Origin of the sequence: Belliella marina (assembly GCF_042682445.1) — a bacterium.
Classification (GTDB): Bacteria; Bacteroidota; Bacteroidia; order Cytophagales; family Cyclobacteriaceae; genus Belliella; species Belliella marina.
Genome location: NZ_JBHUHR010000004.1, coordinates 1 through 20,391, shown reverse-complemented (window position 1 = coordinate 20,391; position 20,391 = coordinate 1). Strand labels below are relative to the sequence as shown.

Sequence of the window (20,391 nt, the reverse complement as noted above, 5' to 3'; positions counted from 1 at the left end):
AATTTCATTCACTCAGGTTAACAAATCACTTTTTTAGCATTCTTTTACGTATCCGGCTTAATGACTGGGGTTTTACTTGAATGTAAGAAGCGATTAGATATTGGGGAATCCGTTGATTTAAATCGGGATAGTGTTCTAAAAATTTCAAATATCTTTGTTCGGGCGTATCAACGTAGAATGAAGTTATATTCGCTATTGACTCTAGAAACAATTGCTCCGATATCAATCTTCCCATTTTTTCGCCTTGCTCAATTTTGCTATACAACTGCTGCAGCTTGTCATAGTTAATACATAACATTTCTACATTTTCAATACATTTAATGGATTTAGAGGAAGGTGTTTTCGTTAGAAAACTTTCATAATTGCAGACGAAGTCACTTTCCTTACCAAAATTATATGCATGAGACTCGTCTTCCTGTATAAAGTACACCACTAGCCCTTTAGTTAAAAATCCAATTTCTTTACACACATCTCCCTGCGCCAAAAAATATTCTCCCCGGCTCCAATTTTTGAATTGGAATAATAAGTCTATAAGCCCTTTTTCCTGTTCGTCAATAGTTATAAACCTTGCTATGTGGTCCAAGAGTACCTGTTTCATAATAATCAAAGATTTCGACTAACGGGTTGATTTTGCCTAGTCCGGATTTGTCATAAAATTAAGAAAAACAAAATGGATGCATATGTTAACGGATAAATTCTTTGGCATTCTTTCGAAGATCAACTACTTTATAAGAATAGTATACATGATAAACATACCAATCCGTGTACAGACTTGCCCTCCTGTTCTACCTTTATTTCCTCTGCTGCGAAGAATCATTAACTTAGTGCATTAAGTGAACACTGGATTTTCCTAATTTTGTCACCACAAACATGATCAATATGTTAATTTCAACGATTTTAGTAATGAAACCGGTAGATGTAGTATGACAGCATTGGATCAACTCAGAATCCATTGAAAAATGGAATATCCCTTTCGATGATTGACACTGTCCAAAAGTTGAAAATGATGTAATAGTTGGAAGAGTTTTAAATTTCAGCATGGAAAACAAACTTACTAAAGAAGAAGCGGCAGCTGTATGTAGCCATGACAAGGGCAAAACAGAATCTCACCATTCACCTGAACGGCAATTATCTCGACAATCTTATGACAGCAGGTTTGGAGAGGATCGAAAACAGCAATACATTTTTGCCTCCAAGTGGCCTGGTTTTACACCTTTCGCACAAGGATCTGAACTTGGGATATTTTGAATATGTTCAGAGGCGAGTAAGTGGATTGACAAGTGGGGATGCATTGAGCATTTCGGATGAAGGATGCAAAAATGAAAAAGGTGAATTGGTATTGAAATTCTCAAGGCGATTTCTTGAGAGAATAACCGAGATGAAGCAAAAGGGATTTGTGCCAAATGGGGCCAAAGTTAATTTTATAGTATATTGGACAGATGATGAAAAGAAGATTGAAGTCAAGATAGTCCTTCCTGAGTTAAACTTCACTAAATATCAGCAAAATGCCAAAATCCAACCTGGTTCGGAAAATTTCATTTCATGAAATTCCTGACACCATAAGTAGGGAATGCTTTCGCGGAAAACCTTCAAAGTTAAAATTACAATGTGATCAACAACAAGGTTCTTACAAACCCTTGGCATCACTTAAACTTGAGGGATTTTCTTATCTTAGTAAGTATAATTTGAGATAGACAACGAATGAGAAATGAATTACTAAAAAACAGAAATCATGATCCTCGAATCACATATCGGGGAGAAAATGCGACAAGACTTGACAACCTGACGGATGCAGTTTTTGGAATAGCTATCACTTTGCTTATTTTCAATTTGACCAACCCTAATTCTTTTGCCGATTTATTGACTTTTACCAAAACACTGCCTGCATTTTTGATCAGTATTTCATTCCTTGTATTGATATGGAATGAGCATTTGGCTTTCTCGGAAATATACAGCATGAATGACACCTGGTTAACAATCCTCAATACCATTTTTATCGCATTGGTGATCTTCTTTGTTTACCCTCTTAGATTTTTGACCTTGTTTCTAACCAACAATTTCTTCAATACCGACATAGATGTCAGTATCAATGGAGATCAAGTTCCCTATTTAATGGTTTACTTTGGATTTGTCGCTTTTGCCCTCTATTTCGTCTTATATCTTTTCTACCAGAGAGCTGACAAAACCAAACAGGAACTAAATTTGAATACATTTGAAGAGTTCTATACAAAGCAGCAAAAAAGCAGGCTTTTGATCATGCTTTCGATGCCACTGCTTTCAATAATTATCACCCTGATTATCAATGAATTTTCTTTCATTTGGGCTTCGGTAATTGGTGGCGTCATCTACAATTTATACATTCCATTGATTATAATTTGGAATAAAAAGTTCAAGAAAAAATCCCAACTTCACGAATGACAATCCAAGAAATACTAAATACCAACAAGCATAGACCTTGGGAAATGCCAACTGGAAGCTGGAGTTTTTATCAGGAATGGAACAAAGCGATATTCCTTCATTGGCAAGTGGAATTGGAGGAACTAAAAAAATTCGTTCCCAAAGAACTGGAAATCGATCTATATGGAGGAAAGCCTTGGGTTTCGGTTGTGGCTTTTACGATGGAGAAAATAAGACCAAGACACCTCCCATCTTTTCCGCCAATTTCGGATTTTGACGAAATCAATGTTCGGACTTATGTAAAATCAAAGGACAAAACCGGAGTGTACTTTCTGAGCATAGAGGGAGGGGCATATTTATCCTGCAAAATTGCCAAGGCGATATCAGAACTTCCCTACCGATATTCCAAAATTGAACGGGCTGAAAACCAGTATAAATCCCAAAACACCGCACGGAATGATAGTTTGGAAATTGGATTTTCAATTGAAAAAGAGCTGACTGATAAATCAGCTTTGGACAAATGGTTGACGGAAAGATATGCCCTTTTTCAAGATACCAAAAATTCGGTCAATCAATTCGAAATACACCATTTGGAATGGCCTATAAATGAAATGAAGCTAAATAAACTGGATATTGACTATCCAAAGTTTGACAAACTGATCAAAGGCAAACCAGACAGAACACATTACTCCAAGGGAGTAAAAGTCATGGCTTGGGGGAAAAACAAATTTAGGTAACTTGCCAATCATTTGGGGGTTGTTTGTTGTCAATAGAATAGATAGAAATGAGAGCAATAGTACATACAAATTATGGACCTCCCGAGGTAGCCAAATTAACGGAAGTTCCTAAGCCATTGCCAAAAGACAATGAAGTATTGGTCAAAGTCCATGCAACTACCGTAAATCGGACGGATGCGGGATTCCGGAGTGCCGAATATTTTATTTCACGGTTTTGGTCTGGACTGTTACGCCCCAAATACCAAATATTGGGTTCTGAATTTGCAGGTACAATTGAAGATGTAGGACAGCGTGTCACGGTTTTCAAGAAAGGAGACAAAGTTTTTGGGTACAATGACATATCTTTTGGGGGGCATGGTGAGTATTTGACTATTTCAGAGTCTGATGCCATTACAATTATTCCCCATGGATTTAGCTTTACCGAAGCAGCAGCCATGACAGAAGGGGCGCACTATGCCTTGGTGGATATCAAGGCAGCGAAAGTGAAATCCGGACAAAACGTTCTTGTCTACGGAGCAACAGGTGCGATTGGCTCTGCCGCTGTTCAATTGTTAAAACATTTTGGGGCAATAGTAACAGCGGTTTGCAATACCAAAAATATCGAGCTGATCAAATCACTTAGTGCCGATAGGATCATTGATTACCAAACACAGGATTTTACAAAGACAGCGCAGAAATTTGAATTTATATTTGACGCAGTAGGCAAAAGCTCCTTTGGACAATGCAAGCCTTTGCTCACCAATAAAGGGGTTTACATTTCCACCGAATTGGGAAAAAATGGGGAAAACATTCTCTTGGCGCTTACTACGCCGATTTGGGGTGGCAAGAGACTTCTGTTTCCCATTCCCTCAATCACACAGAATGACGTGGTATTTTTAAAAGAGCTTGCAGAAAAAGGGGAATTCAAGCCTGTAATTGACAGAATATACAAATTGGATCAAATAGTAGAAGCTTATAGGTATGTTGAATCCGGACAAAAAACCGGTAATGTTGTGATAGAAATAGTAAAATGAAAATTTCACCAATTATAGAAACAGCAGAGCTTTTGAAGCTGTATAAAAACGATGGTGTTTTGATATGTGACGTAAGCAATCATAAACATGCAAAAACAAATTATGAAAGGGAACATTTGGAAGGGGCAATTTTTGTTGACTTGAATTCCCAACTATCCGACATTAAAGATGATCTGGCGAATGGCGGGAGGCATCCACTGCCTGAGATCGAAGCTTTTGCGAAAACATTAACCAATTTGGGGATTTCTAACGACAGCCATGTTGTGGTGTATGATGATAAAAGTGCTTCAAATGCCGCTGCCAGATTTTGGTGGATGTTGAAATCTGTCGGGCACCAAAACGTACAAGTGCTTAATGGTGGATTCATTGAAGCAAAAAAGAGAAATTTCCCATTGGGTTCTAAGGTAGAAATGCCGGTGAGATCATCAGAATCCTATCGGGTTGACAAGTGGACATTACCCATGGCAGAGATCAAGGATGTGGAAAATGCTTCATTTGACAAGCGCTATACCATAGTTGACGTCAGGGAAAAAGACCGCTATGATGGAAAAATTGAACCGATAGATTTGATTGCAGGACACATACCGGGTGCTATAAATATCCCATATACTGAGAATTTGGATGGGGAAGGATTGTACTTGAAACCGAATGAATTAAGAGAGAAATACAAAAAGGAATTTGGTGGAACAAACCCTGGGAGTATAATAGTCCACTGTGGTTCAGGTGTCACAGCTTGCCACACCTTATTGGCAATGGCATATGCTGATTTGGAAGTTCCAAAACTCTATATTGGCTCATGGAGTGAATGGAGTAGGAACAATAAGCAGATAGAAAGAACAAAAACCTAAGATATGGATTAGACTTTCTATACCGCAGCGCACTAGTCGTTCTGACCGCTGGCATAATACGGGCTTAAGTGGATAGCCCTCAAATTAACCGAACCAAAATATTCAAATGGATCAACTCCAATTATATTTCAATGAAATTTCACCACTGTCAGGGCAGACTTGGGATGAGATTTTACCACTTTTTAGGCAGGAAAGAATAGCTAAAAACGAGTATTTCATAAAGCAAAATGAAGTTGCCCGTAAAATAGGTTTTTTGGAAACAGGGGTCGTAAGGGCATTTTTTCTGAATAGCCAGGGAAAAGAATACAACAAGCAGTTTTTTGTAAACCAAAGCATAGTTGGCGCATATTCGTCTTTGTTGACTGGTGAGCCAAATTTAGTGGCACAACAGGCTTTGACGGACTGCATCGTCTATACCTGTGACCATGCTGATTTGGTTTCACGTTTTGATGCATATCCGGATCTCGAAAGGTTGGCAAGAAAAATTGCAGAATTCTATTTCATTGAGAAGGAGAAAAAGGAAATCGAAATCGTGCTTCTGGATGCTAAGCAAAGATACATCATCTTCAAAGATGAATTTCCCGGCTTGGAACAGCTTGTCGCCCAGTATCACATAGCATCTTATTTGGGGATTTCAGCTACGCAATTAAGCCGGATACGGCATCAATTTGCCACAAAAAAGTAATCTTGGATATTTCTTTACATAGGTAAATGCTTTGGTGGTTTTTACTTTGCTCTTTTGCACTGTTTACTAAGGTATTTTATGAAGAGAAAGATGAAATTTGTGGTTGCGTTATTGGGCAGCATCGTATTGTTGGAATCCTGTGCAATTCATCCGGAAGCTTGGCAACCTGAAAAAGTTCAGGCTTTTGAAGGCAAAACCAAGCTGAACGAAAAACTGGCCATTGCCTCAAAAATTGACCTGAATGGATGGCTGGGACCGGAAGATATTGTTTTTGATCACGAGGGAAATCTCTATTGCGGTGTCCACAACGATGATTTCACTGATGGTAGGATTTTAAAAATTGATGAAGCTGGTAACATAGAGGAGTTTTATCACTCTGGATCTTGGGTGTCTGGTTTGCATTTTGACAAAAACAACAACCTGATTGCCCTCAGCCATAAGGAAGGTTTGATAAGCATTTCCCCAGAAAAAACAGTCAGTATTTTGACCGATCAAGACGAAAATGGGAATCGGTTTTATATTCCCAATGGACTGGATATTGCTTCTGATGGCAAAATATACTTTTCGAATACATCCGAGATCTCTGCCTATACTATAAAATATGGCAGAAAATTAATCTTGGAAATGGTTCCCCGTGGGGCTTTGTATTGTTATGATCCAGGTAGCGAATCGATAGAAACATTGATCAATGGCACATATTTCGGCAACGGTGTAGTGCTATCCAAAGACGAAAGCTATCTACTGATGGTGGAAACGACAAAATACCGGATTCTGAAATATTGGCTAAAGGGTGACAAACAAGGAAGTGTAGAGACATTTATGGATAACCTACCTGGCTTTCCAAATGGAATTTCAATAAGGGAAAACGGCACGTTTTGGTTGGGATTCACTACAAAACGCAACGACGCATTGGACAAGATCCATCCCAAGCCGGGGATGAAAAAGTTGGTGTATGGACTCCCTGATTTTCTACAACCCAAAGCGGATGAATTTGGGATGGTTTTGAATATTTCTACTGATGGGACTATTATAGATGCATTGTTTGACCCTAAGGGCGGGGATTTTCCCGAAGCTGGCGCTGTAAAGGAACATGAGGGATTCTTGTATATAGGAGGTGATGTGATTCCATATATAGGAAAATACAAATTGTAAAATGCGGTTATCCAAATTGTAAATCCTTTGAAACAGATACTTGCCAAATAACACAATCACATATTAGGGTTGCATGTAGACAAAAAAAATACTTGTCCATTTTTCGGTTGCCGGATAGATTTGATCACTGGTACTTTGCATAAAGTATTTCAAAGCAAAGTATATCAAAGATGAAATTTAAAGACTTACACAATCAGGACAAACCATTGTTGATGGCAAATGTATGGGATGTGCCAAGTGCCAAAATCGCAGAAAAACTAAACATACAAGCCATTGGGACATCCAGTTCTGCTATCGCAAGCCAATTAGGATATGAAGATGGGGAAAAATTGGATTTCTTGGAATTGGCAGCTATTGTTGCACGAATTCTTCGGCACACAGACCTTCCACTTTCTGTCGATTTGGAAGCCGGTTACAGTCGGAATCCAGGTAGAATAGCAGACAACATCAAGAGATTGGTTGATATTGGCGTAGTAGGAATCAATATAGAAGATAGTATCGTAGAAACAGAAAGGGCATTATTGACCGCTGAATCGTTTGCAGAATCACTTTCTACAGTCAACGAAATACTTCAGAAAGACCATATCGACATTTTCATCAATGTGAGAACCGATACTTTTTTATTGGGACAAGCTAATGCGACTGAAGAAACGATAAGAAGGATTCGATTGTATGAAAATGCCGGCGCCAATGGGATTTTTACACCTTGTATTGAAAATGAATCAGATATAACGGATATTGTGAGTTGTACCAACTTACCAATCAATGTGATGTGCATGCCCTTGCTACCTGATTTTGAAACATTGTTTACCCTGGGTGTCAAAAGGATCAGTATGGGTAATTTTCTATACAATAAAATGTATACTCAATTTGAGAAATTGACTGCAACTGTGCTTTCCCAAAAATCTTTTGAACCGGTATTCTAAATGCAAATTACAGACGATAAGAAAATAGAGACCTATTACGATGCCTTGGTACAAAGGAAAGAGAGCTTTGTCGGGATCTTTTTTGTTGGGGTCAAAACGACCTCTGTTTTTTGCATCTCAACATGTAGGGCGAGAAAACCGAAAAAGGAGAATGTGGAGTTTTATACTTCATTCAAGGACGCATTGGACAATGGCTATAGACCCTGCAAAATCTGCAAACCTACCGAAAATGCCAACCAAGCTCCTGAACAAGTGGAACGTGCTATTCGGTTGGTGAAGGAAAATCCCACGGAAAAAATCATGGATTATCAACTTCGTCGACAAAACATAAGCCCGGAATTGGTAAGAAGATGGTTCAAGAAAAACTATGGTATGACTTTTCAGACCTATCAAAGAATGTACAGAATAAATAATGCATTTCTAGAGTTGAAGACTGGCAAAAGTGCATCCCATACGGGATTTGACAGTGGATATGAATCGCTAAGTGGTTTTGGGTATGCATTCAAAAAAGTAATGGGAAATTCCCCTCAAAAAAGCAGTGGAAGTAACATTATATTGATAAGCCGATTGACAACTCCCCTGGGTCCCATGTTTGTTTGTGCTACGGAAAAGGGCGTTTGTTTACTGGAATTCACAGATAGGAGAATGTTGGAAACAGAATTCAAAGACTTGCAGCGGCTTTTGAAAGCAGTAATCATCACAGGGGAAAATGAACATATCAAGCAAGTAAAAAAGCAAATCACAGAGTACTTTGATGGAGAAAGAAAAACCTTTGACTTGTCTCTTGATACTCCCGGCACGGACTTTCAAAAAACAGTTTGGTTTAGTTTGCAGGAAATCGGCTACGGTACCACAACTACCTATCTGCATCAAGCAGAAAAGATAAGTAACCCAAAAGCAGTTAGGGCTGTGGCTTCTGCAAATGGCCGCAACCGGATTGCGATCATCATTCCATGCCATAGGGTTATTGGCAAAGATGGAAAAATGACAGGTTATGGAGGAGGAATTGAAAGAAAAAAATGGTTAATTGAACATGAAATCAAAAACTTCTAAAGTATTCTATGCATTGACATCAAATTCCAAGAGATTGTTTCTTGTTGACGGGCTTGGTGCTTTTATCACTGCATTTCTCTTATTTGTAATTATGGGGACAATGAGCGAATACTTTGGGATGCCGGAAAGTGTTCTGATGATTCTTGCGGTGATAGCCTCAGTGTTTTGCATATTTTCAATAAGCTGTTTCTTTTTCGTAAATGGCAACAAAAAACCTTATCTCAAAGCAATTGGAATTGCCAATTTGGCATATTGTTGCTTGACCTTGGCCCTTATTGTTTATTTTTATCCGCAATTGACCCTCTTGGGGCTAAGCTATTTCTTACTTGAAATCGTTATCATATCTGGATTGGCTTACATAGAAATAAATGTTGCTTGAGAGAAAGTATTTTGACCTGAATGACAAATGCGTAATTGAAAAATTGCACATCAAGACACCTTTTAAATATGCCGCAGTTTTTCAGAATGAAGCTTGTTTTTTATATATCAAAGACGGTAAAAGTATTATTAAATCTCCAACAGAAAAATTGGATCTAGAGATCTCGGAAAGCGTATTGTTGAAATGCGGCAATTATTTTGCCGATCTTATCCAAAATTCAGAAAACCAAACATGTGAGATTTTTGCGATTCATCTTCATAAGGACATATTGAAAGATCTCTATAAAGATGAAGTACCGAATTTTATAAAGCAAAATAGCAAAACTCACTTTGCCCAAAAAATTGAAAGGCAAGACATCTTGGTCCATTTCATAGAAAGTCTTGACTTCTACTTTCATAACCCAACATTGGTTAGCGATGAATTGCTCAGGCTTAAATTAAAAGAACTTATACTATTGTTACTTCAGACCAAAAGCGCCGAAAGCATTATTGGTCTATTTTCCCATCTTTTTACGCCAAGACAAGCAAGTTTTAGGGAAATCGTTCAGGCCCATCTATTTTCGGAAGTCACAATAAGTGAGTTGGCAATACTTGCAGGGCGTAGCCTATCATCGTTTAAAAGGGATTTTGAAAATCAATTCAGCACCACTCCGGCGAATTATATGAAAGAGCAAAAACTCTTGAAGGCAAAAGATCTATTGTCCTCAACGGATTTTACTATCAGTGAAATATGCTATGAAGTTGGATTCAGGGATACTTCCCATTTCACAAAATTGTTCAAACAGAAGCATTGTCTAACACCATCCGAATACCGAAAATCTTGGTATTCAAATGAACTGTGAGCCTCATTTTTCATTATTTGGACTTTTTAGCCAATTCACTTTTCTTGTTTTGGTCCAATTTTGTATCAAGAATGTAAAGGACAGGATATCAGTATAAAAAAACAGGAGTCTGCCCAGGGAAATAGCTGTTAGCCTAAAAGCCCTTCAAAGACTTAAGCCATAAGTAATCTGATATCAATGTCGTTTAGTTTAGAACTGCCAGGTTTTCCATCAAATAGCGCACGTGCGAATAATACCCAGGCCAAACTTGGCAGGTCTCCTCAGCTTAACTAAACGACATTAAATGTGATATAATAAAATCAGTCCCATACATTTTGGGTGGATCGACCCTTGGAAGACTTCTTCCTGCTTGATACTGATGCAATCAAATTAGAAGATCATTTGCCCTTTCTATAAATTTTAAACAATTGAACAAATGAAAAAGTACAATGTAATTTATTGGTTTTTGGCCACATCAATGTTTATGTTCGGTGTTCTCAAATTCGTAGACCCATTTAAGGGTTGGTACGAGGTTCAGATTACTAATAGCGGGCTGGGTCAGATATCCTATGCTATGGGCATATTGGGAGAGGTTGCTGTTGGTTTGACGCTTTTATTGTGCCTGATATTCAAACAAAAAATCCCAGTTAAAGCATGTTTTTTGCTGACGAACATATCCTTTTTTACAATCATCATGATGATGTTGACAGGTGTGTATGTTCACTTACATCCAGATGTACCAGCAGCAGTTTTGCCACTTAAAATCAAACCTCCATATATTCCACTTTTCTTTTTGGCCCTTGCAGTATCAAACATTTTCTGGTCGATAAGAAAGAGGAAAAGCACGATGAAGAAACCTTAAACCCGGAAGATGAAAATCGGTCTTTTGAAGAACAAAAGAGCTATGTGATCTAGCTTAAAAAAATATCCAAAGATTAATATGTAACCTGTTACATATTTTTGATATATTTGCGTAACCAATTACGTATCTTATGAATGATTTCTTGATTGAAATGGGTGTAACAGGATTGACAGGTAGGTTGAAGAGGTTGAATGACCTATTTGTCTATCAGACCAGACAGTTTTATGAGGAACAGGGTGTTGACATTGAGCCCAATTGGCATATGATTTTCCTGTTGCTTGAGAAGCACGGAAGCCTTACGGTAACGGAAATAGCCGATGCGATCCAAATATCCCATCCTGCAGTGATAAAGCTAACCCATAAAATGAAGAAAAACGGTTACGTAAAATCCATTAGGAATCCCGATGATCTAAGAAAGCAACAATTGGAACTTACCAAAAAAGCGCATGAGACATTACCCCAACTCAAAAAGTATTGGGATGCCGGAGAAAAATCACTAAATGACCTATTGGAACATAACCAGGAGCTGATGATTCAGCTTGTAAAATTGGAAGAAAACTTAAAAGAACTTGGCTTCAAGGATAGAATGGATAACTACTCAAAAAATATTACCCAATGAAACTGTTGGTTGATATATCAGGTTGGCTCGGATCGGGGCTACTGATTATTGCTTTTGCAATTTCTTCTCTTCAAGGCCAAAAATATATCCGCTATGCCAAATACCTGAATTTGTTTGGTGGTATAATGATTGCCGTCAATTGTTATTATTACAACGCCCTTCCATCATTTGCATCCAATATTATTTGGTGTATCATAGCCACGTTTACCATCTACAAAACCAAGAAAAGACAATTTTCAAAAATCAGAGCCCAATATTTTCCCAGGAAAAGATCGGGATAAATTGTGTGTGTTTGGAATCGAGAATTTGGTGATTTCTGCACACTTTGAAAAGCGTATGAAATTGTAGTGGAACTGATAATTGACAAAAAATGGAAGAATTAAAAGCCATAAAAGGTTATTATAGACCAATTCAACCTACAGTTAAAGTCGATAACGGCGATATTGTTTATCGAGAAGTTCGGCCGGGAAAGGACGTTGAAAACCTTATATATTGTTATTGGCAACTTACAGCTGTCAAACCACTGGAAAAACCTTTTATTTATCGGGTGGTGTCAGATGGTTGCATTGATATTTTTTTCAACCATCATCAACTTGACGAAAACTATATTATGGGATTTTGTCGAAAATATACCGAATTCCAGATTGGAAAAGAGTTTAATTATGTCGGGATCCGGTTTTTACCAGCAGCTTTTCCACTTTTGTTTGGGCTCGATGCCAAAAGATTAAGCAATCAATCACAGGAGCTGAAAGCTGTTTTACCAAAATTTTCAAAATGGATTGAAACCAATCTATCCACAGATGACTCCCTAGATAATGTAACATTCCAAATAGATAATATGTTGGCTGAAATCATCCAAAACAAAGATTTTGAGATTGACGGAAGATTTTTCAATTCATTAAAGCTGATTTTTCAAAACAAGGGTTTATTGGATACTGAGAAGGACTTGATGATGGGTTTAAGTCCGAGGCAACTGCGTAGGGTTTTTGATTTTTACATCGGCACTACACCCAAAGCATTCAGCAATGTCGTTCGCTTTCAATACATTTTGAATGCGAAACCTTCCACCCAAAGCCTAAAAGAAAATAAACTCTATCTTGATGTTGGATTTTTTGACCAAGCCCATTTCATAAAAAATTTCAAGACCTTTTACGGAGTAACCCCATCCAAGGCATTTCAGTAGATTTTGTCCGATTTTTACAATTTTCCCTTTTCGCTTATTTCTAATTTTGATTTATTAAAAGTCATCAAATATGAAAACGATAAGTATAATCGCATTTTCGCTAATGATTGGATTGGCAAATGCACAAACACCGAACAAAATGAAAATGAATGCTGGAATTATCACTGAAAAATTACAAGAAACCAAGGAGTTTTATACAAGTATTCTTGGCTTTGGCGTAAGCTTCGAGAATGAGTTTTACTTGCTGATGCATACACCAGACGAATCTGCTGAAATCAGCTTTTTGCTGCCAAATCATCCAAGCCAAAAACCTGTTTTCCAAACCTCATTTAATGGCAAGGGGGTATACCTGACCATTGAAGTTGACAATGTAGATAAGGTTTATGAGCAAATCAAAAACAAAGGCGTTGCTATTGAGGTCGAAATCCGGGATGAGCCTTGGGGCGACAGGCATTTTGCTGTTATCGATCCCAACGGAATTGGAATCGATATCGTCACTTACACGATTCCTGAAAATTAACTGTTGATATTTGTCAAGTTTCTATTTATTAGGAACTTGACAAACTTTATTCAAGGTCAAAAATCGTTTCCCAGATAATGATATTTGAATTTTGATTTGGGAATTAGAACAACTTAAACGAAATAGTTGACGTGTTTTTTTAATCATTAAAGATTATTTTTTGAATTTCCATTAGAATAAATTTTGATATAACTAAAAATATACAGAATTTAGGTAGATTAATCTGATTATCCGCAGTTCTACCGATGGGATAAAAGGATTTTTATGGCATTGATTTTAGCCAAACCAGCTAAAGGACTTTAGAAATTGTTTAAAAACTTGTGCAAAATGAATTACCTGTTTCGTGGAGCTACACAATCTCCTATTGCCAAAAGCATAGCTATGCTATCCAACAACCTGTAAAAATTATTCAATGGAATTATTAGAAAATTTAGAGCCTTTGCTAAGGGCTTTTTGGTATGTAGCCATACCCACAAGTTTGATTTTTGTCATTCAGACAGTAATGACTTTTGTAGGGGCAGATGCTGCTGATGGTTTGGAAGCAGATTTTGATGGGGATTTGGGTGAAACCAGTGCGCCGTTCCAGCTTTTTTCGCTGAGAAACCTGATCAATTTTCTGCTGGGATTTAGTTGGACCGGAATCTCATTTTACGAGAGCATATCCAACAAAACCGCCCTTTTCCTATTGGCAATAGTCGTAGGTGCTTTATTTGTCTATCTATTCTTTTTGATCATCAACCAAGTACGGAAATTAGCCGAGAACAACTCGTTTAAGCTCTCCAATACCTTGAATAGAACCGCGGATGTTTACCTGACGATTCCCGGAAGCAAAAAAGGGAAGGGGAGAATTTTGATCAGTGTCAATGGGGCATTTCACGAATTGGATGCAATGACCGAAAATGAAAGTATCCCCACAGGCGCAGTAGTCAAAGTAGTAAAAATAGATAGCAACAATATCCTAATAGTAGAAACACTTTAATCAAATCCTTTATGATTTCACCATTGTTAATAGTAGTGGTTGCGGCAGTAGTCCTGTTCGTGACGATTTTGGCTTTAGTATCAAGATACAAGCGATGCCCTTCAGATAAAATCCTGGTCATATACGGCCGTACAGGCGGCACCTCCGCAAGGTGTGTCCATGGTGGCGGCGCTTTTATTTGGCCGGTGATCCAAGACTTTGCATACTTGGATTTGAAGCCATTATCGATTGAGGCCAATTTGACAAATGCACTTAGCCGTCAGAATATTCGTGTCGATGTGCCCTGTCGATTTACGATTGCCATATCGACTGAATCCGATAGCATGAATACGGCGGCAGAGAGACTTTTGGGCTTGTCATCAGAGCAGATCCAAGAGCTTGCAAAGGATATCCTTTTTGGACAGCTGAGATTGGTGATTGCTACGATGACCATTGAGGAGATCAACTCGGACAGGGATAAATTCCTCGACAATATCTCCAAAAACGTGGATAGCGAATTGAAGAAAATCGGCTTGAAACTGATCAACGTAAACGTAACAGATATCAAGGATGAGTCTGGGTACATTGAGGCTCTGGGTAAAGAGGCTGCAGCAAAAGCCATCAACGAAGCCAAAATAAGTGTTGCGGAGCAGGAGAAAATCGGTGAAACGGGGAAAGCTTTGGCTGACAGGGAGAAAGATACCCAAATAGCGGAAACACATAGGGATAGGGATGTAAAGATCGCCATCACCCAAAAAGACAAGGAAATTAGTATAGCTACCGCACAGAGGGATGAAACTATCGGTAAGGCTGAAGCAGAAAGAGATACAAGGGTAAAAACCTCCGAAGCAAATGCCGTTGCGATCAAGGGAGAGAATGAAGCAAAAATCTCCATTGCCCAATCGGAAGCAAATAGAAGGGAGAAAGAAGCAGAGGCCCTGAGGATTGCCTTGGCATCCGAAAAGGTCCAAGAGGCAAAGGCTTTGGAAGAATCCTATGTGGCAGAGCAAAGGGCTGAATTGGCAAGATCGGAAAGAGAACGCTCCACGCAAATTGCCAACATTGTGATCCCCGCTGAGATTGCCAAACAAAGGGCGATCATCGAAGCACAGGCAGCGGCAGAGACAATCCGGGAAAATGCAAAAGGGGAGGCTGATGCGATATTCGCAAAAATGGAAGCTGAGGCAAACGGTCTACATGAAATCCTTACCAAGCAGGCAGATGGCTATAAGCAAGTGGTAGCTGCAGCCGGTGGAGATCCAACCAAAGCCTTCCAGTTGTTGTTGATCGAGAAACTTCCAGAGCTTGTAAAAACACAGGTTGAGGCGGTCAAAAACATCAAAATCGATAAAATAACTGTTTGGGATTCAGGAAATGGCCAAGGGGATAACGGAAATTCCTCTACTGCGAATTTTGTGTCCGGCATGATGAAAACCGTCCCCCCACTCAATGACTTGTTCAATATGGCAGGACTTAACTTACCTACTTACTTGAAAGGGGCGGACGAAGCCGAAACCCAGACAGACCTTGATGAAGAGGAGAAAAAGGATTAAACCTACATAATTAGCTTATGTGCCAATCCTAAATCATGTCAAAAACGCTTGTTTGAAAGATAGAAATAGGATTCAAGTAATTTCAGAAAGGATAAAATGCCAATTTGAAACAGCTTTGAATAAACCCTGAGAAAATCTCCTCAGGGTTTATTTTTTCCCTGCAATTGGTTTTTACTCATCTTTCAGTGTTTTGACTGGGTTCATTTGGGTTGCCAGATACGATTGGCTGGATACGACCAGTGATGTGAAAGAGATTCCTCCAATTGCCAAAAGACAGAAATTGATCCAAGAGGGCCAATTTTTTACTGCAAATTGATCAATCCAGCCTTGCATGAGGTATAAGCTTAGTGGCAAAGCGACAAAAACCCCCATCAATGTTATCAGTAAAAACTCTCTGTTGATCATCCAGGAGATACTCCAACTTGAAGCGCCAAGCACTTTTCTGATCCCGATTTCTTTGGTACGCCCGGTTATGGTCAATGCTGCCATGGCGAATAACCCCATTGCGGCGATCATGATGGCGATGCCAGCAGCCAGGGATATCATTTTTCCAAGCCGCTCATCTGCTTTGTACTGCTCTGCTACTGTCTCATCCAAAAAGCTGAAACTAAAAGCATCCATTGGATAAACCCGCTCCCATTCCTCTTTCAGTATCGACTGAAGCCGCTGGATATCATTCCCATTTCCTTTCACTACAATTTTTGGATTGGTACCGGAACTGATCATAAGCATGTTTATCCCACTTAGCAAGATAGCTGGGCTTTTGGCCAGAATCACCGGCTCTATTTGGCCATAAAGGGAGTTGTGGTGAAAATCTTTGGCGACACCTACAATTTGATGGGGGTTGAATCGGTTATTTGGGATGGTTTCACGTAAAGGATCATCCCAATTCATTGCTTTGGCAAATGTCTCATTGATGATAAATGCACTGCTATCGGCATTGGCATCTGGGTTGAAATCCCTTCCTTCCAGGATCTCCATACCCATTGTTTTCAAATAATCACCCCCGACAAAATTCAACCGAAAACTGAACTGCTTCCCGTCCTCGAGAGAGAATCCACCATCCCAAAATGCCTCATCTCCATAGGTAGAAATGGTGATACCTGCAGAGCTTACCTCAGACCTGCCAGCTAAAGCCAGACGATAGGTCTCTGCTTTGGCAAAGCTCTCGGTGATTGATTTTATAAAACTCGTGGAAGGAGCATCTGGGACTTCTACCAGTATGACCATATCCTGATCAAATCCAAGATCATAATTTCTGATAGCATTCATCTGGTTCACCATGATCAATGTGGAAGCTACCAATAGGAAAGAAATGAAAAACTGGAAAGCCACGAGCCCTTTTCTTAATCCCTGTTTTCCAAACTTGAATGAAAGGTTGCCTTTCAATACCTTGATAGGTCTCAGGCTGGACATAAAAAATGCCGGATAGGCTCCAGCCATCGAGGTAATGCCTATGACCAGTCCTAACAAAATCAGGAATTGCCAAAACCCATATACCAATTGAAGTTCTTTTTCAAAGAGGGAGTTGAAGGTTGGAAGGAGGAGTTCCGCAAGAATCAACCCAAGGACCAAGGCTGTCAGGGTAGTCAATAATGCCTCTGTCAGAAACTGGAATACCAACTGGCCAAACTCCGCTCCCATGGTTTTCCTAACCCCCACCTCTTTTGCCCTGGTAGTCGAACGCCCTATTGCCATGGTAGTAAAGTTGATACAGGCAATCATCAGAATCAAGAAAGCAATACCTGCCAAAATCCAAAGAAGCCGAGGCCTGGTATTTTCTATCATGCCTGGATTCTGGGTGTCCAGTAAATGCATCTCTGAAATAGGCTCTAAGGTAAAATAGTATTCCCCAGGAATATAATTCTCCCCCAACACTTTTTTCATCATGGCATCTACCCCTGCTTCGACCTCATGTTTAGACTGCGGATCATTCAGCACTACATAGGTCTCACCATAGACATTGTACCAAGATTCTTGACTATTCTTCCCAATAGAATAATCCATATTTTGATCATTGAGCAAAACTTCAAACTGGATGCTTGAATTGGCAGGTATATCTTCCAATAGGCCTACTATCTGATATTCCTCAAAATCATCTCCCATACGCATTCGGATAGATTGTCCCATGGGATTGGTGTCGCCAAAGTATTTTTTAGCGGTCTTCTCAGTAATCACAGCACCAAACTTATCTTGCAATACTTGCTTGGCATCGCCCTGAATTAGTTTGAAATCAAAGATTTCCAGAAAATCAGGACTTACTATCAAAAATGGCTGGAATTGGATAGTGGATTCATCAAGGTAAGTCTGGGCACCTCCGCCTATCATCCTGGTTACCTGGTTTACCTGAGGGAATTCATCCAGGAACGTAGGCGCAGTAATAACGGGAGTAGAATAGCTCACATTCATGCCATTCTGATCTTTCTCATGTCTTTCAAGTCGAAAAATGCGCTCAGCTTGAGAATGGAATTTATCAAAACCCTGCTCAAACTGTATAAAAAAGAATATGAGAATACTGATCCCTAGTCCGAGAGATAAGCCTATCAGGTTGATGCCGGTATGCAGCTTGTTCTTGGAAAGGTTGCGAATGGCTATCTTGAAATAATTCTTAAACATGGCATGTTGATTTGTGTGAATAACTGTCGGCGGAGAAACCTTCGAAAATTGGAAAAACAAGGGTGAAGTAGTGCATAATTATTCCCTGTCCCAAAATTCTGACATATGGGGCAATTTTCTTTTTTATGGGATTTCTGTGCACGGGTGTAAAATATCTTTTCGACATAGCTGGATATCTGTGCCAATTCAAATACCAGTTCCATGCCTAAAAAATATGGTCAATATAGTCTTGAAAACCTATTTCTTAGACCATGGGATTGTCATTTTCGAACAAAAACGACCGTGTACGGACTATTTGTGCTCTATATGTTTTCCGTAAAAAAAATTAACGCAGTAAATGGGTGTTTTTATTGACTGAGCCGACTATTCGGTTTTAAACGGCAACCTACTTCACTTTTTCAATCCGCAATATCCCAATATTACTTCATAAAAAAGTTCGCACCTTCTTTTCGTAGTTCTCACCATTTAAAACCGTTCCTGCCTGCCGGCAGGCAGGTTGACAAAGAGAGAATAGTCGAACTCAGGTTACCAACTACCACCGGCACCGCCACCACCGAAGGATCCGCCTCCAAATCCACCGAAGCCACCACCGCCTCCAAATCCGCCTCTTCCGGAAGAGAAGTCTCCAAACTTACCCCTACCACTGCCTCTGAGCATATTGGCAAGCAAGATACTGGTGAATATGTCGACGCCACCGCCTTTGCCCCCCATATGGTTGTTGTTGTCTTTCCTGTTTCGGATCAATGGAATGATGACAAAAACAAAGATGAAGAACAACAGCATCACAACTGCCCCTCCTCCGTTTCCTGAGGACGTAACCTTGTCGGCATCATATTCACCTGAGGCGAGCTTGAAGATCATATCTGTGGCTTTGTCCAAGCCTGCATAGTAATTTTCCGTCCTGAAGTTTGGGACGATCAGTTGGTCCACTATTCTCTTGGCTAAAGCATCGGGAATCACACCTTCCATACCATATCCAGTAGCGATAAAAACTTTTCTGTCTTTCATCGCAGCCAAGATAAGGACGCCATTGTCTTTGTCTTTTCTGCCTATTCCCCACTGATCCCCCAGCTGAAAAGCGTAATCACTGATGTCATAAGGACCAATGGAATTGACCAAAACGATCGTGACTTGGGAAGAGGTACTGTCATTGTAAGCGACAAGTTTACTTTCTAGGGTTTGTACTTGGGAATCAGAAAGCGTCTTGCTAAAGTCATTGACCAGTTTTGGAGGATTGGGTATTTCTGGAAAGTCATTCTGTGCCCAAGCAAAGCATCCCACGAAAAACATAAAAATGAAGGGAAATAGCTGTTTTTTATTCATGGTGTTTTTGGAGTATTCTATTTTCATAAGGACTGGTACTTTCGCAATTCATTCCTTATATGGTTTTGATTGTTGGGAGTCTTGGATTTTCCCCTTTTAGCCAAAGGAGATTTCGTCAGGCAGTTCATTTTTGTCTCCTTTTTGATCAAAAGGAAAATGGGTTTGAAGCTGGATTCCAGACATTTCTACACCTTTTCGAAGACCTTCGGTATATTTTCCCTGACGGAAATGTGCAGTCATCTCCTCTTTGATGTTTTCCCAGAAATCATCAGGGACTACTTGGTTGATTCCAGCATCACCCAAAATCGCAAATTTGTGATCTGCTACAGCCAAGTAGAAGAGTACGGCATTGCGATGTTGGGTTTTATGCATTTTGAGCATTTCAAACACTTCAGCAGCACGATCGAGTACATCATTTTTGCAGTGGTTTTCGATGTGCACTTGGATTTCCCCGGAAGTTTCCTTCTCAGCGGCTTGGATTGCCGCTACGATGATTTCCTTTTCTTCTTTGCTGAATAGTAGTTCTGCCATGGTTTTTTTTAATGTTACACTCTGGGGGAAAATCCCTCGCCTTTAGTGTTTTTTTTTCTTTGTGAACTTGGTGTTTTTACTTTGTGATCTCCTTTGTGGTTATAATTTTTACCACTAAGGTATTATGTTTGAAAAATAGGCATAAGCTAGATTTCATATATTAAAGGGAGAAATTCAACATTAACCTTTAAATTAAGAACGCTTATGCCATCTACT

At 39.4% G+C, this 20,391-nt stretch carries 22 protein-coding genes; 18 read left to right on the top strand and 4 right to left on the bottom strand.

All coding sequences use genetic code 11. The features are described 5' to 3' along the window. Positions 1–25: 25 nt before the first annotated feature. The gene (locus tag ACFSKL_RS02195) at positions 26–598 is read right to left on the bottom strand and encodes a Crp/Fnr family transcriptional regulator (protein ID WP_376883112.1); all 573 of its coding nucleotides are present in this window, start codon (positions 596–598) and stop codon (positions 26–28) included. A 486-nt stretch (positions 599–1,084) separates the two neighbouring features. On the opposite strand from ACFSKL_RS02195, the gene ACFSKL_RS02190 reads away from it, so the two are divergent. The 18 genes from ACFSKL_RS02190 (at position 1,085) to ACFSKL_RS02105 (ending at position 15,705) form a co-directional block, all read left to right on the top strand. Further along, a complete protein-coding gene (locus ACFSKL_RS02190) occupies positions 1,085–1,546 on the top strand; it encodes a hypothetical protein (protein WP_376883110.1) in 462 nt (153 codons plus the stop codon). 155 nt (positions 1,547–1,701) lie between these two features. After that, a complete protein-coding gene (locus ACFSKL_RS02185) occupies positions 1,702–2,418 on the top strand; it encodes a TMEM175 family protein (protein ID WP_376883108.1) in 717 nt (238 codons plus the stop codon). Further along, positions 2,415–3,134 carry a YqjF family protein gene (locus tag ACFSKL_RS02180; protein ID WP_376883106.1) on the top strand — a complete coding sequence of 240 codons (720 nt, stop codon included), beginning with the start codon at positions 2,415–2,417 and terminating at the stop codon, positions 3,132–3,134. The genes ACFSKL_RS02185 and ACFSKL_RS02180 overlap by 4 nt, the downstream gene beginning before the upstream one ends. Before the next feature lie 47 nt (positions 3,135–3,181). Continuing rightward, on the top strand, positions 3,182–4,147 hold the full coding sequence (locus tag ACFSKL_RS02175) for an NAD(P)-dependent alcohol dehydrogenase (protein ID WP_376883104.1): 966 nt from the start codon (positions 3,182–3,184) through the stop codon (positions 4,145–4,147). Then, positions 4,144–4,995 carry a sulfurtransferase gene (locus tag ACFSKL_RS02170; protein ID WP_376883102.1) on the top strand — a complete coding sequence of 284 codons (852 nt, stop codon included), beginning with the start codon at positions 4,144–4,146 and terminating at the stop codon, positions 4,993–4,995. Before ACFSKL_RS02175 ends, ACFSKL_RS02170 begins: the two co-directional genes overlap by 4 nt. 106 nt (positions 4,996–5,101) lie before the next feature. Continuing rightward, positions 5,102–5,680, top strand: a complete 579-nt coding sequence (locus tag ACFSKL_RS02165) for a Crp/Fnr family transcriptional regulator (protein ID WP_376883100.1) — start codon at positions 5,102–5,104, stop codon at positions 5,678–5,680. 78 nt (positions 5,681–5,758) lie between these two features. After that, on the top strand, positions 5,759–6,832 hold the full coding sequence (locus ACFSKL_RS02160; protein WP_376883098.1) for an SMP-30/gluconolactonase/LRE family protein: 1,074 nt from the start codon (positions 5,759–5,761) through the stop codon (positions 6,830–6,832). 170 nt (positions 6,833–7,002) lie between these two features. Further along, positions 7,003–7,758 (top strand): isocitrate lyase/PEP mutase family protein, encoded by a 756-nt coding sequence (locus ACFSKL_RS02155; protein ID WP_376883096.1) that lies wholly within the window; start codon positions 7,003–7,005, stop codon positions 7,756–7,758. After that, the gene (locus tag ACFSKL_RS02150) at positions 7,759–8,811 is read left to right on the top strand and encodes a bifunctional transcriptional activator/DNA repair enzyme AdaA (protein ID WP_376883094.1); all 1,053 of its coding nucleotides are present in this window, start codon (positions 7,759–7,761) and stop codon (positions 8,809–8,811) included. It begins immediately after the preceding gene. Continuing rightward, the gene (locus ACFSKL_RS02145; protein WP_376883092.1) at positions 8,792–9,190 is read left to right on the top strand and encodes a hypothetical protein; all 399 of its coding nucleotides are present in this window, start codon (positions 8,792–8,794) and stop codon (positions 9,188–9,190) included. Before ACFSKL_RS02150 ends, ACFSKL_RS02145 begins: the two co-directional genes overlap by 20 nt. Further along, positions 9,180–10,031, top strand: a complete 852-nt coding sequence (locus tag ACFSKL_RS02140; protein ID WP_376883090.1) for a helix-turn-helix domain-containing protein — start codon at positions 9,180–9,182, stop codon at positions 10,029–10,031. Before ACFSKL_RS02145 ends, ACFSKL_RS02140 begins: the two co-directional genes overlap by 11 nt. A gap of 415 nt (positions 10,032–10,446) precedes the next feature. Beyond that, positions 10,447–10,872, top strand: a complete 426-nt coding sequence (locus tag ACFSKL_RS02135) for a hypothetical protein (RefSeq protein ID WP_376883088.1) — start codon at positions 10,447–10,449, stop codon at positions 10,870–10,872. 130 nt (positions 10,873–11,002) lie between these two features. Further along, a complete protein-coding gene (locus tag ACFSKL_RS02130) occupies positions 11,003–11,491 on the top strand; it encodes a MarR family winged helix-turn-helix transcriptional regulator (RefSeq protein ID WP_376883086.1) in 489 nt (162 codons plus the stop codon). After that, positions 11,488–11,772, top strand: a complete 285-nt coding sequence (locus ACFSKL_RS02125; RefSeq protein ID WP_376883084.1) for a hypothetical protein — start codon at positions 11,488–11,490, stop codon at positions 11,770–11,772. Before ACFSKL_RS02130 ends, ACFSKL_RS02125 begins: the two co-directional genes overlap by 4 nt. An 89-nt stretch (positions 11,773–11,861) precedes the next feature. Beyond that, positions 11,862–12,674, top strand: coding sequence for an AraC family transcriptional regulator (locus ACFSKL_RS02120; RefSeq protein ID WP_376883082.1), 813 nt, complete (start codon positions 11,862–11,864; stop codon positions 12,672–12,674). A gap of 70 nt (positions 12,675–12,744) precedes the next feature. Then, on the top strand, positions 12,745–13,194 hold the full coding sequence (locus ACFSKL_RS02115) for a VOC family protein (protein ID WP_376883080.1): 450 nt from the start codon (positions 12,745–12,747) through the stop codon (positions 13,192–13,194). A 412-nt stretch (positions 13,195–13,606) separates the two neighbouring features. Further along, a complete protein-coding gene (locus ACFSKL_RS02110) occupies positions 13,607–14,173 on the top strand; it encodes a serine protease (protein WP_376883078.1) in 567 nt (188 codons plus the stop codon). An 11-nt stretch (positions 14,174–14,184) separates the two neighbouring features. After that, entirely contained in the window at positions 14,185–15,705 is a 1,521-nt protein-coding gene (locus ACFSKL_RS02105) for a flotillin family protein (RefSeq protein ID WP_376883076.1), read from the top strand. 171 nt (positions 15,706–15,876) lie between these two features. Here the strand turns inward: ACFSKL_RS02105 and ACFSKL_RS02100 are convergent, their stop codons facing one another. The 3 genes from ACFSKL_RS02100 to ACFSKL_RS02090 form a co-directional block, all read right to left on the bottom strand. Next, on the bottom strand, positions 15,877–18,321 hold the full coding sequence (locus ACFSKL_RS02100) for an ABC transporter permease (RefSeq protein WP_376883074.1): 2,445 nt from the start codon (positions 18,319–18,321) through the stop codon (positions 15,877–15,879). A 525-nt stretch (positions 18,322–18,846) separates the two neighbouring features. Beyond that, entirely contained in the window at positions 18,847–19,644 is a 798-nt protein-coding gene (locus ACFSKL_RS02095; protein WP_376883169.1) for a TPM domain-containing protein, read from the bottom strand. A gap of 96 nt (positions 19,645–19,740) precedes the next feature. Beyond that, entirely contained in the window at positions 19,741–20,175 is a 435-nt protein-coding gene (locus ACFSKL_RS02090; RefSeq protein ID WP_376883072.1) for a TPM domain-containing protein, read from the bottom strand. Positions 20,176–20,391: the final 216 nt, after the last annotated feature.